9 protein-coding genes are annotated in these 13,672 nt (G+C 34.8%); 6 read left to right on the forward strand and 3 right to left on the reverse strand.

The annotated features are described in order from the left end of the window. Positions 1-27 precede the first annotated feature (27 nt). The 6 genes from J2X17_RS04310 (at position 28) to J2X17_RS04335 (ending at position 7,724) form a co-directional block, all read left to right on the forward strand. On the forward strand, positions 28-1,626 hold the full coding sequence (locus J2X17_RS04310; protein ID WP_310295025.1) for a glycoside hydrolase family 43 protein: 1,599 nt from the start codon (positions 28-30) through the stop codon (positions 1,624-1,626). Positions 1,627-1,633: 7 nt separating this feature from the next. Beyond that, a complete protein-coding gene (gene pelA, locus J2X17_RS04315; RefSeq protein ID WP_310295027.1) occupies positions 1,634-3,649 on the forward strand; it encodes a pectate lyase in 2,016 nt (671 codons plus the stop codon). Between the two features lie 27 nt (positions 3,650-3,676). Next, entirely contained in the window at positions 3,677-5,026 is a 1,350-nt protein-coding gene (locus J2X17_RS04320; RefSeq protein ID WP_310295029.1) for a glycoside hydrolase family 28 protein, read from the forward strand. Between the two features lie 541 nt (positions 5,027-5,567). Then, on the forward strand, positions 5,568-6,311 hold the full coding sequence (locus J2X17_RS04325; RefSeq protein WP_310295031.1) for a rhamnogalacturonan acetylesterase: 744 nt from the start codon (positions 5,568-5,570) through the stop codon (positions 6,309-6,311). 228 nt (positions 6,312-6,539) lie between these two features. Then, on the forward strand, positions 6,540-7,079 hold the full coding sequence (locus tag J2X17_RS04330; RefSeq protein WP_310295034.1) for a hypothetical protein: 540 nt from the start codon (positions 6,540-6,542) through the stop codon (positions 7,077-7,079). A 201-nt stretch (positions 7,080-7,280) separates the two neighbouring features. Further along, on the forward strand, positions 7,281-7,724 hold the full coding sequence (locus tag J2X17_RS04335) for a hypothetical protein (RefSeq protein WP_310295036.1): 444 nt from the start codon (positions 7,281-7,283) through the stop codon (positions 7,722-7,724). Positions 7,725-7,829: 105 nt separating this feature from the next. On the opposite strand, the gene J2X17_RS04340 is transcribed toward J2X17_RS04335, so the two are convergent. The 3 genes from J2X17_RS04340 to J2X17_RS04350 are packed head-to-tail and all read right to left on the reverse strand — an operon-like array spanning position 7,830 to position 13,639. Then, positions 7,830-9,635: a prolyl oligopeptidase family serine peptidase gene (locus tag J2X17_RS04340; protein WP_310295039.1), complete on the reverse strand. Its 1,806-nt coding sequence runs from the start codon at positions 9,633-9,635 to the stop codon at positions 7,830-7,832. A 53-nt stretch (positions 9,636-9,688) separates the two neighbouring features. After that, positions 9,689-10,813: a glycoside hydrolase family 88/105 protein gene (locus J2X17_RS04345; protein WP_310295041.1), complete on the reverse strand. Its 1,125-nt coding sequence runs from the start codon at positions 10,811-10,813 to the stop codon at positions 9,689-9,691. A gap of 24 nt (positions 10,814-10,837) precedes the next feature. Beyond that, positions 10,838-13,639, reverse strand: a complete 2,802-nt coding sequence (locus J2X17_RS04350) for a glycosyl hydrolase (RefSeq protein WP_310295043.1) — start codon at positions 13,637-13,639, stop codon at positions 10,838-10,840. Between the last annotated feature and the right edge of the window lie 33 nt (positions 13,640-13,672).

The following is a 13,672-nucleotide window of genomic DNA, read 5'->3' on the forward strand; positions in this document are numbered from 1 at the left end:
AATTTTAACGTGTTTAATTATTACAAAATGAAAAACATACAAGCCCTTCTTCTTTTATTATCAGTATTCTCAGCACAACAGAATTTCGCACAGGTTTGGGTACCTGACAATGGAGATGGAACGTATACAAATCCCATAATTCACGCTGATTATTCTGATCCTGATGCCGTTCGCGTAGGCGATGATTTTTATATGACAGCATCGTCTTTTAACTGCATTCCGGGATTGCCAATTTTACATTCTAAGGATTTGGTGAATTGGAAAATAATCGGATATGCGATGGCCAAACAAATACCAACAGAAACTTTTGATAAAGTACAGCATGGCAATGGAGTTTGGGCACCAAGCATCACGTTCCATAACAATGAATTTTATATTTATTATCCAGATCCCGATTTTGGAATCTATATGATAAAAGCCCAAAAAGCAGAAGGGCCTTGGTCTGAACCCATTTTAGTAAAAGGTGGTTCTGGTTTGATTGATCCTAGCCCGCTTTGGGATGATGACGGAAAAGTATACTTGGTTCATGCTTACGCCGGAAGTCGTGCAAAAATTAAAAGTTTAATTACGGTTTGTACGATGAATGCTGAAGGGACAATTGCTAACAACGATGAAGTAATGGTGATTGACGGTCATGATGGCGAAGGCACTATTGAAGGACCAAAATTCTACAAAAGAAATAATTATTACTACATTTTCGCTCCGGCTGGCGGTGTTTCAACAGGCTGGCAAACGGTTTTAAGGTCAAAAAATGTATTTGGTCCATACGAAAAGAAGAAAGTTTTAGAACAGGGTAAAACCACCATAAACGGTCCACATCAGGGAGCCTGGGTGCAAACGCAAACCGGTGAAGACTGGTTCATACATTTTCAGGATAAAGGGGCGTATGGAAGAATTCTTCATCTTCAACCTATGAAATGGGAAAATGACTGGCCGGTTATGGGACAGGATTTTGATAAAAACGGAATTGGAGAACCGGTTACAACTTTCAAAAAACCAAATGTCGGAAAGAAATATCCAATTGAAACTCCGGCAGAATCGGACGAATTTAATTCGCCAAAATTAGGATTGCAATGGCAATGGCAAGCGAACGCGCAAGTACAATGGGGATTCCCGACAAGTTTAGGTTACTTAAATTTGTTTTGTTTGCCAACTATCAAAGAAAGCAATAAAATCTACGAGGCGCCGAATTTGTTATTGCAAAAATTCCCTGCGGAAGAATTCACCACTACAACCAAATTAACTTTTAATGCAAGACTAAACGGTGAGTCGACAGGACTTTTAATCATGGGATTAGATTACAGTTATTTATGCCTTAAAAATGATAACGGGAAATTATATCTCAACCAAAAGACAGGAACTTTTGACAAGAAAATTTCTGAGTCGGAAACAGCTCCAGTTTTGATTTCGAGCAATACAATTTACTTGAGAGTTCAGGTTAAAAAGGGTGGAATCTGTAGTTTTTATTACAGTTCCGATGATAAAAAATATCAGCCAATTGGTACTGATTTTACTTCAAAAGAAGGAAAATGGATTGGCGCCAAAGTCGGTCTTTTTGCCTTGAGCGAAAAAGTTACAAACGACTCCGGAAATGTTGCAGTCGATTGGTTTAGAATTACTAAATAAGATGAAAATGATTCAATTTAGAAAAACAATATTACTTTTTTTAGTTACAGTTAGTTTTGGTTTGAATGCGCAAAACACGTTTAAAAACTGGCCGGACATTATTCGTAAAAACGATCCGTCATGGTATGGTACTGATGAAGCTAAAAAAATCGCAGAGAATGTTTTGCTTTACCAAAGAAATATTGGTGGATGGCCAAAGAATATCCAAATGCAAAATCCACTTTCTGAAGCCGAAAAACAAAATTTGATTACTTTAAAAAGTGATTTGCACGAGATTACCACAGATAACGGAGCGACTTGTCAGGAAATGCTTTTTATGTCTAAAATGTATGCTCAGGTAAAAGACGATCGTTATGCAGCATCGTTTTTAAAAGGATTAAATTATTTGTTGGAAGCCCAATATGCAAATGGAGGCTGGCCTCAGTTTTATCCTTTGAAAAAAGGGTATTACACGCATATTACGTACAATGATGATTCGATGGTGAATATCCTCAACATCATGAAACAGATTAGTGAAGAAACCAATTATTACAGTATAAAACCATCAAAAGCTATTGTTGAAAAAACCAAGAAAGCTTTTGATAAAGGAATCGATTGTATCCTTAAAACACAATACAAACAAAATGGAGTTTTAACGGCCTGGTGTGCACAACACGACGAAGTTACATTGGCTCCGGCAAATGCAAGAGCTTTTGAATTAGCTTCATTAAGTGGTTACGAATCTTCAAAAATTGTTTTGCTATTAATGTCGATTGAACAACCTTCTCCGGCAATTATTACAGCTGTAAAAAGTGCTCAGGCATGGTTTGAGAAAACGAAAATTACCAATTTAGAAGAAAAAAGAGTATTAGATGACAAAGGAAAAATTATCGACAAGAAAATGATTTCTGCCGTAAGTGCACCGCCAATTTGGGCGAGGTTTATGGATCTTGAAACCAATGAACCTTTCTTTTGTGACCGTGACGGAATCAGAAAAAAATCTATAGATCAAATTGGGTCTGAAAGAAGAAATGGTTATTCATGGTATTCCGACGGACCTAAAGAAGTGCTGAAAAAATATCCGGATTGGGCTATTAAAAATGGTGTAAAGGTTACTGCGAAAGAAGCTGCTCCGGCAAAAAAAAATGATAATGTTGTTTTAACTGTCGCGCAGGATGGTTCTGGCGATTTTACTAAAATTCAGGATGCGATTTATGCTGCTCCGGCTTTTCCGTATGAAAAAGTGACGATCAATATCAAAAACGGAACTTACAACGAAAAAATCAGAATCCCGGAATGGAACACGCATTTGACCTTGATTGGAGAAAGTAAAGAGAATACGATTATCACTTTTGATGATAATTTTAAGAAAATCAATTTAGGGAGAAACAGTACTTTTTATACGTACACCGTTTTGGTTGAAGGAGATGATTTTTCGGCCTCAAATATAACTATTAAAAATGCTTCGGGGGATAATGGTCAGGGAATTGCGTTGTCAGTTGTGGCGAATCGAGCTAAGATTTCAAACTGTGCTATTTTAGGAAATCAGGATACTTTATATCTGTCAGGAAGTAGCACTAAGCAATATTTTAAAGATTGTTATATCGAAGGAACAACTGATTTTATTTTTGGAAGCGCAACGGTTTTATTTGAAAACTGCACCATTAGTAGCATCAAAAATTCATATGTAACAGCGGCTTCAACTCCGCAGAATGTTCCATTTGGTTTTGTGTTCAAAAATTGCAAGCTTACTGCAAATCCTGAGGCTACAGATGTTTATTTAGGAAGACCCTGGAGAATTTATGCCAAAACAGTTTTTTTAAATTGCAATTTAGGAAAACAGATCAGAGCAGAAGGCTGGGAAAATTGGTCAAAACCTGATGCTGAAAAAAATACTTTTTACGCTGAATACAATTGCAAAGGTGAAGGTGCTCAAACGACCAAAAGAGTTTCATGGTCGCATCAGCTTCAAAAATCAGAAGCAGATAAATATTCGACAGAAAATATTCTTCAGGATGCTGTTGTAAATTGGTATTCTAAATAATTTTTTCTTCTTATAAAACAGAAAATTATGAATTTTAAATGTATCCTTTTTTTATTGGTTTCCTGGATTTCTTTTGCTCAAAATGGAGAATTTCCATCTGCAAAAGTGGATTCAATTGTCAATAGAATTCAGTTGCCGGTTTTTCCTTCGTATCAGATTAATATTGTAAAATTGGGTGCTAAAGGTGATTCGGTCTTCAACAATAAAGCTGTTTTTGACAAAGCGATGGCATTGTGTAAAAAGAATAATGGCGGAACTATTATTGTTCCTAAAGGAATTTATAAAATTAACGGACCAATACATTTTGTAAGCAACGTAAATCTTAGAATTGAAAAAGGAGCCAAAATTAAATTCAGCGACACGCCACAGGATTATTTGCCAATGGTTTTAACGAGTTGGGAAGGTACGATGCTGTACAATTACAGTCCGCTTATTTATGCCAACAATTGCACCAATATAGCCATTACCGGCGAAGGAACAATTAATGGAGAAGGAGGTAAGACGTGGAAAACTTTTAAAGAAAAAGAAGAAGCTGGAAAAAACAGAAGCCGTGACATGAACCATAATAGTGTTGCTTTGAAGGACAGATTGTTTGGGGAAGGTTATTTTTTGCGTCCGCAAATGATTCAGTTTTTGAATTGCAGAAATATTTTGGTGGAAAATATCCGCATTGAGAATTCGCCATTTTGGTGTTTGCATTTACTGAAATCGCAAAGTGTTACTATTCGCGGAGTCAGTTACAAATCTCTAAATTACAACAATGACGGTATCGATCCGGAATATGCGAAAGATGTTTTAATCGAAAATGTGACGTTTGATAACGGCGATGATAATGTGGCAATTAAAGCCGGAAGAGATCACGAAGGAAGAACAAATACAGCAACTCCGAGTGAAAATATCATAATCAGAAACTGTAATTTTAAAGGTCTTCACGGAGTTGTAATTGGAAGCGAAATGTCTGCAGGAGTACAGAATGTTTTTGTGGAGAATTGCAAAACTGTCGGATATTTAAAAAGAGGAATTTACATTAAAACCAATGCAGATCGTGGCGGTTTTATCAGAAATATATTTGTTCGCAATATTCAGCTGGATGAAGTGGAAGACTGCCTTTATATCACCGCGAATTATCATGGCGAAGGCAGTGGTTATCAATCGGATATTTCAAATGTTCATTTTTCGAATATCACCTGCAACAAAGCGTCGGAATCTGGAATTGTAATTCAGGGATTTCCAGATAGGAAAATCAAAAATATTACTTTGAAAAACATTGAAATTAAATCGGCTAAAAATGCTATTTCAAATGAAAATGCCGAAAACGTTCTGATGACAGATTTTTTTATCGGGAAGAGAGCGACAGTTCCGACATCGGCGAAATAAGTTTTTTTTTTGAAGGTGCTAAGGTTCTGAGGTACTGAGGTGCTAAGGTTTTTTTTTGAGGGGCAAAGGGTCAAAGGTGCAAAGGTTCAGAGGTTTTTAACGTAGAGGCGCACAGCAGTGCGTCTAAGGTTTTTTTTTTGAGGGGCAAAGGGTCAAAGGTGCAAAGGTTCAGAGGTTTTCAACGTAGAGGCGCACAGCAGTGCGTCTAAGGTTTTTTTTTTGAGGAGCAAAGGGTCAAAGGTACAAAGGTTCAGAGGTTTTATCGTAGAGGCGCACAGCAGTGCGTCTAAGGTTTTTTTTTGAGGAGCAAAGGGTCAAAGGTACAAAGGTTCAGAGGTTTTATCGTAGAGGCGCACAGAAGTGCGTCTAAGGTTTTTTTGAAGTTGCAGAGTAATTAAAGTTTAATAAAAAATATAAAGTCTAACATCTAAGAAGTCTAACATCTAAGAAGTCTAACATCTAAGAAGTCTTACGTCTAAGAAGTCTTACGTCTAAGAAGTCTAAAATCTAACAATCTAATAATCTAAGAAAGTCTAAAAAAATGAAATATTACATTCTAATTATCTGTTTAATTTCTGCAACTTGTTTTGCACAAAAAACAACAGTTTATACCATTGGCGATTCTACAATGGCAAATAAAAAAGATCCTGATCGCAATCCGGAACACGGATGGGCGCAGGTGCTTCAGCCTTTTTTTAAGGACAATATTGTGGTTGAAAATAAAGCGGTAAATGGCAGAAGTACCAAAAGTTTTATCAATGAAAAACGTTGGGATTCCATCTATAAAAAACTTAAAAAAGGCGATTATGTGTTTATAGAATTCGGTCATAACGATGAAAAAATAGAAGATTCTACTCGTTATACAAATCCGCATACAAGCTATCGACATAATCTAATCCGATTTGTAAAAGAGAGCCGCGAAAAAGGAGCTATTCCAATATTACTTACCTCTATCGCACGAAGAAATTTTAATGAAAAAGGTGTCTTAGTGCCCACACACGGAGATTATCCTTTAGAAACGAGATTAGTTGCCCAAGAGTTCAAAGTACCATTTATCGATTTAGAGTATTATACTGAATTGCTGGAACAATCGTACGGTCCAGAGAAGTCAAAGCAATTGCATTTGCATTTCAAAGCAGGCGAAAATCCGTATTATGATAAAGACAAAGCTGATGATACACATCTTTCTTCATTGGGTGCAACGAAAATAGCTCAAATCGTTGTAAATCAGCTTAAAGAAATAGAAGATTCTTCGTTGGAAAAACTTAAAAAGGCAATTAAGTAATTAATAGTTAAATTAATTTCTACACGATAGTAAAGTGAACTACTTCTCTTTACTATCGTTTTTTTTTGTCCCTAAATATTAGTGATTTAGTTAGTAAGTAAGTCCTAATATGATATTTTAATACCCTGATATGGAGTAATAATACTATGTTGCCTGACTATTTTTGTTTCGAAGTTTTATAAGGTGAGAAGATAAAATTTCCCGCACAATTAATTTAATCTAGCTAGAATGAATACCACTAATTTTTCCATGGAGTTTGAATTAAATACGATTGAAGTTAGAAAACTCAATAAGATGTATTTTAAAAATTTGTATAAAGAACGGGTTAGAATTTTTTCAGGTGTCCTTTTACTTTTTTCCCTTTTGTATGACATTTTTAATTTAGATAGTAATGAGGATTTTATCATCTGGATAATACGAAATCTAATCCTTATTATATTGTTTTTAATGTTTCAATATTCATTTGTTAATACAGTATATAAACTTATTTTTAAGGTAGTCAAGAAGTTATTGAAATCGAATACTTTCATTGGAAGGTATAAGTTAAATTTCACAAATTCAGTTATTTACGTCCATTCTCCTTTAGGAGGATTTGCTCATAAATGGACTAAAATCGAAAAAGCAATTTTAACTAAAGATTTTTTCTTTTTGTACGTGAAAGAAAAAAACGGATATATTATTTCTATTTCGAATAAAAAAGAAGATAGGAATATGGAAAAATTATTGGCGTTTGTTGAATCGAACGTAACTCCAATTACAAAAATTTAATATGGAATTGATTTTTTATCGCTTAGTTAGCTGGTTTTGAATATAAAAAGGTCTTATTTTAATTGTTTTATGACTTATTATGGTACAATCTATTTGCATTCTCAACTTATTTTTGCATTTAACTTCTGGAGGTTAATAATAAAAATGCGTAATTAATTACTTCTGAAGGTTATTTAATAGAAACAATTTTATATAGGAACAATGGAAAAAGAGAGTGTTTTAGTGCAGGATAATAAAGGTGTTTTTTTGAAAATGTTTAAAAGAACTTTTAAAGATGAATTTGATTTTTTTGTAAATTCATTTTCAAAGAAAGTGGCATCGGCAAATTTTGATCGTTTTATATATGTTGTTTATGATAAAACTGAATTAATCGAATATTTAAGCATGGATACAAAAGGTTCAAATGTTTTGGTTTGTTTATTTAATAAGCAATTGTATGGTAGCCTGCTTTTTTTGGAAGAAGTGAATAATTTGATTTTGTTAGATGAATCTAAGACAAAGCCTGAAATTATAAAGGACCTGAAAGTATATTTCAATAGGAAATCGGATGCTACAGAAAGAACTAAACAAACTGCGTTTACAAATTCAACAATCTTTCAAACACAATTTCATGATTTTCATAAAGCGATGTTTTTTCTTTCGTAACAATATTTGCTCAAAAGAATAAACTTAGAAATGATAACTATTAATTTCACAAAAAAAGGATACAGCCCAGCGTGTATCCTTTTTTGTTTTAATAAATTATAGTGATTATTCTTTTTTCAGCCCATTAATTTCATCAGAAGAAACTTTTAAAACTGTGCCATGACGTGTTCCTGTCGGAAAACTAATTTGCTCTGAAATATCTTCCCAACCTTTGGCCGTTTCTTTTACGGCGCCATATTTTTTTTGAGTGTATTTATCAAAATAAACAATCCAGTTGTTCTCTATTTTTACAGCCGTTGGACCTTCGGCCCAATAATTTCCTGTTATTGGTTCGCCTGCTTTGTTATAAGGTCCCGTTAGGTTTTTACTTGTAGCTATTTTAATGTTTTTCTGAACCGGATTTTTGGTTTCATCTTTCAAATACATTACAAATCCTTGGTCTTGTTTTACAATTGTGGCGTCTATCACATTAAAACCAGGCTCGTAGAGTAATTTTGTTTTCGCAAATTTTTTGAAATCCTTCGTAGTGGTATAATAGATTCGGTGATTGTATCCTTTTTCTTCAGTTGATTGCGTTTCTAAAAATTTTCCATCAATTGTAGAAGCCCAGTAAATCATGTATTCTTTTGATTTTTCGTCATACGTAATTTCCGGAGCCCATGTATTTCTGGCTTTTTCTTCATGCGCCATAACTGGAATAAATTCTTGTTTTGACCAATGAATCAAATCTTTTGAAGAAGCATATCCAATACCTTTATCTGTCCAGCTCACCGTCCAAACCATATGATATAAACCATCGCCGCCTTTTATAACGCAAGGATCTCTCATCAATTTATCTTTTCCTACTTCCGGAGTTAAAAACGAAGTGTCATTTTTTAATGCTGTCCATTTATAACCATCTTCGCTATACGCGATGTGCAAGCCATCTTCGCCGTTTCCTTTGAAATATGAGAATACATAGCCATCAGGTTTTAAAGTATAATTGTTGGTATTTAACCATTTTTCGCAAGTTGTAGGCCAGGATGCGTTGGTGCCTTTTACGCCAAGACCAAAACCATGTCCGCCGTTTTCATACAAATGCATTTCTGCCGAAACCTTTTCTTTTTTCAGGGCTAAGTAATAATTGATACTATTTTCTACAGGAACGGCCTTATCATCAGTTGCATGAACTAAAAATGCTTTGGGCGTTGCAGCTGTTACCTGTTTTTCATTCGAGTATTTTTCAGTTGCTTCATTGTTGGCATTTTTTCCTAATAAGTTATCTTTAGAGCCTTGATGTGTAATACCTTCCTGCATTGAGATAACAGGATAGATTAAAATCGAAAAATTCGGTTTTGCGCTAGTTGTATCCGAAGGCGTATAGACTTTGTCATCATAATGTGTAGACAAAGTTGCCGCCAAATGACCTCCGGCAGAGAATCCCATGATACCAATTTTGTTTGGATTCAATTTCCACTTGACCGCATTTCGTCTTATTACTCGCACTGCTTCCTGGGCATCCTGCAAAGGACCAACAGTTTTGTTTTTCATGATTAGGTCACTTGGCAATCTGTATTTTAGAACAAAAGCATTTATTCCTAAACCGTTAAGCCATTCTGCAACCTTGTAACCTTCTTTATTGATAGCCAACATTCCGTAACCACCGCCTGGACAAATGATAACAGACGTTCCGTTTGATTTTTCCGTATTAGCAAAGTAAGCTGTGAGAGTTGGCAATGTCACTTTTCGAACTCCATCTGCAACACCATTTTTCGCGTCTATTTTTTCTGAATAATCCTTAGATTGAATTTCATCAGGAATTTTATCCCATAATGACATTTCCTTTTTTTGTGAAAAGGCAGGAACGGTAATCCATATAAATATTAAAAATAGTATTGTTTTTAATGGATATATGTTGTTTGATTTTTTCATAAAATTCTATTTCAACGATGTATGGTGGACAAATTGTATGGAATATTTTTTTTTTATTTTAATTTATAGATTTCTGAACCTGCAAGCAAGAAACAGCCTAATCCGTAATCTTCAAAATCAGGGATTTTATCGTATGATAATGGCTGACCGTCTTTCGGTTCTTTTCCAGTTGATTGTAAAAATCCTAAAAATCCATTGTCGTGTAAGCTTTCTGTTGCTATAGCATTCCAAGCTTTTTGAACTACAGGCAAATAAGTTTCTTTTTTCAAAATTCCGCTGTTGATTCCGTATGTAATTCCATAAACAAATAACGCAGTTCCCGAAGTTTCTTTTTCTCCAAAATTGGTTGGATCGTGCAAACTTACATTCCAGAAACCGTCAGGTCTTTGAATTGGCACTAATGCAGCAGCCATCGCTTTTAAATCTTTAACATATTGATCTCTGTGAGGCGCATTTTCAGGAATGATCGTAAGTACTTTTGCCAAAGCAGCAATTACCCATCCATTTCCGCGGCTCCAGTAACAATCTTGTCCATTTGGTTCTTTGTACGGAGGATCGAAATCGGCATCACGCCACCACAATCCGTCTTTTGGATTGAAAAGACCATGATCGCCATGGTTATTTCTTGAATACATATACATTTGGTACATTTTTTCGAAATAGCGATTGTCTTTTTCTAAAACCCCCATCTTTGCAAAAACAGGCATTCCCATTTGAATAGCATCAATCCATGACCAATCGTCTAATTGAGCAGTACTTAAAAGCATATTGATATTTGCTCTCGTGTTTTTCAGCTTTTTAGCCTCTGGTTCTAAATTGTATAAATCAATATATGTTTGAGCTGCACAATAATTATCTGCATTGCGGGTAGTGTTGCCACCATTAAATCCCCATTTATGAAATTCAGACCACGAATAAGCATAATCATAATACGCTTCTTTAGGGAAAATTTCGTGTAAAGCCATTAATCCTTCATAATAAACGCCGCGTGTCCAAATGTTACTTGGGCGTTCTTTATTGGTGATAATTGTTTTACCTGTTTCCGGCCATTTTTGCATAAAATAATCATTGGCTAGTATCATTTGTTTTAGCACTAATTTTTTATCAAATGGCTGTTGCGCGCTTGTTGTGCTTGAATAGGTAAAGCATATGGCGAAGAATAAAAGTAATTTTTTCATTTTAGTATTCGTTACTTATTAGTTTTAGTTTTTTTGTTTTAGTGGTGTAATCGTTATTGGTCCTAATAAACCAGAAGGCATTGGTGCCCATTTTGTTGCATCGAATTTATTATAATCTTTATCAACCATATTGATTTCGTAAAAGATTTTCCATTCTTCGCCTTTCAGTTCTTTATTGCGAATTCGGTTCGCAGAAAGATTGGTCACCTGAATTTTTAAAATGTTTTTTCCAGATTTTAATTTTCCGATATTCAATTGATATGGAACTGACCAGGCTGTACCAATAAACTCGTCGTTTAGCCAAACTTTTGCGCTTTCGCGGACATCTCCTAAATTTAAATTCCAGCTTTCAACTTTATTATTCGGATTATCAAATTGTAAAGTATACGTTGCTGATCCTGAGAACGCTTCAGCTTCCGGACCTAATTTTGTCCATGATTCTAAATTTGAAACTGTTGCACTTGGAGGCAATTGCGGTCCGCCTTTATCAAAAGTAATTTTCCAGTTTCCTTTTAACGGAACAGCATCGGCAGTTGGCTCATAATACTTCCATTTTTTTTGTGAAGCTGTATTTTCTGTTTTTAGAAAATAAGATTGTCCCGGTTCAATTTTGATTTTTACTAAAGTTGTATTGGCAGATTTGTTTACGATTGCATTACCATAATCTCTGTTTAATGGATCAAAAATCACGACTTCTTTATTCCCAACTTGTAACGGAATAAATTCGTCAATAGTTTTTGGTGTATGATTTACCAAATAATATATTTTTTCGCCATCAATAGTTCTTCTGGTAAATTTTAAGCCTGTATTTACCAGTGTTTCAGGAAGTATTTGAGCATCTTCTAATGTTTTAAAAATATCAGAAGTTGGTTTTACTAATTCGCTGTTAGCTGCTAATGTAGTTTTAAGTTCTTGTTCCTGTTTTTTATAATCGTTAAAACCCGGAACGGATTCTGGAAGACCTTCAAAAATAATATTAGCTCCCGCTTTTTTCAATTCAATAAGTTTTTGCAACGTTGTAAGTGGCATTTTCTTTGTAATAGGTACAATCAAAGCTTTAAAAGTTGTTCCTGACAGACTAATTTTTCCGTCAATTACTTTCGCTTGAGAGATAAAATTATCTGAAATAAAATCAACTCCGTATCCTTTCTTCATCAGACTTTTGGTGGTGTCGTAAAATGAAGTTTCGTACAGCCATTCAGATAAAGAGTGAATTTTGAATTGGAAGAATAAAGTTCCATTTAAGTATTTATCCCAAGTATCAAAAATAGGCCAATATAAAAGAATTTCATTATCTGATTTTCCTTGCTGCAACATCGATTGACAGTTTGCGATATACGAGAATAGAGAAGGAGCATCTTCCCAAATACTATTATTGGCATTGAAATTTGTAGAAGCATAAAATTCCCAACCCGGCCAGGCAGCTCTAGTTGGTGAATACGTTGAACCATGCAGGAAAATATGATTAACTCCGTTCAGCATTAAATCTTCGGCTTCGGGTTTACATTGTGATAAAGCAGTTTTAAAATGCTCTCTCAACCAAGTAAAGGTTTCGGATGAAACTAAATTTTTTCCAGAAATGTGCGCTGCTGATGATGAAAATTTTAGCATAACAGGATCTGCATCACCTGCGCGAATATCTTCTTTCTCACGTCTGAAACCTGGAATGTCAAATGGCATTGAACCAAATGTTTCGCATTCCGGAATATCTGCGGAAGCGTACAAATCAATTAAATTGCCAGGGGATCCATGTGCCTGAAGTTTTGTTTTGAAGTTTTTTGAATTGGCCCATTTTGTCCAAGGCTTATCAAATTTATTCAATAATAAATCGCCTATGGTCTGACGGTAATCACTTCTTATTCTGTTACTGATTTCACTATCGGTTTCATTTAGTAGTACATTCAATTCTTTTTTTAAGTCGTAACCTCTCAGTTTTTGGAATTCTTCAAAGAAATTAGGTGTAAAGTCAGTTCCGTAAACTTCGTAACTATCATTAAAAATAGCTCTGATTTTTCCTTCATGACCTTTAAAAGCATTGTTAAAAGGCACAACATAAGCATTTAGCGCTTCTTCAGAATAATGATCTAAGGTAAAACCACTTCCACCTGGAGCAGCTCTTTTAACTTGTTGTCCAGTTTTTCCACTAAATACTGCATATATGGTATAATCAGTATTTTTTGCTTTCCATTTTAATTTGTTAGGCTCTACTTGATTCGGAATTGCAACAGAAGTACCGTCAATACCTTTATCTTTTGATTTTGACTGATTCTTTTTTAACTGATCCGTTAAGTTTACATAGCTGCCATCGCTACCGTAAGCAACAACATATAGAAGTTCAGCCGGCTGTTTTTCTTTTGTGTTTTGAACTGCAATATTTTTGTCAAAAGTTTCATTTTTTTTAAGCTGATATTTTTCTACAATCAGTTTTGTTGCAGCATTTGGCAAAGTAATGTGCGAACCTCCGTAAGGCCAGCCTGTTCCTAAAACCATATCGACTTGCATATGAAGACTGTCTGCAACATGAATGGTATAATCGAGCATTTCCATCCATTTTGGGGACAAATAATCAATGAAATTCTTTTCTTCACCTTTAACACCATATATAGGAGTAATTTCAACACCACCAATTCCGACATTATGAAAATCTATAAGACTCTTTTTTAAGTTGGGTTTGTCGACGGCACTGCCCATCCACCACCAACGTGCCCAAGGTTGATTTATATTGGTAGATTTTGGCCAAGGTGATTTATTTGTTTCCTGTGCAAATGAAGTAAAAGCACACAAAAAAGATAAGATAATAACATGTTTAGATTTGGTTAGTCTCATTGTTCTCGGTTAATCAGATGTTTTGTAAAGTGT

This window comes from Flavobacterium aquidurense (genome assembly GCF_031458035.1).
Classification (GTDB): domain Bacteria; phylum Bacteroidota; class Bacteroidia; order Flavobacteriales; family Flavobacteriaceae; genus Flavobacterium; species Flavobacterium aquidurense_C.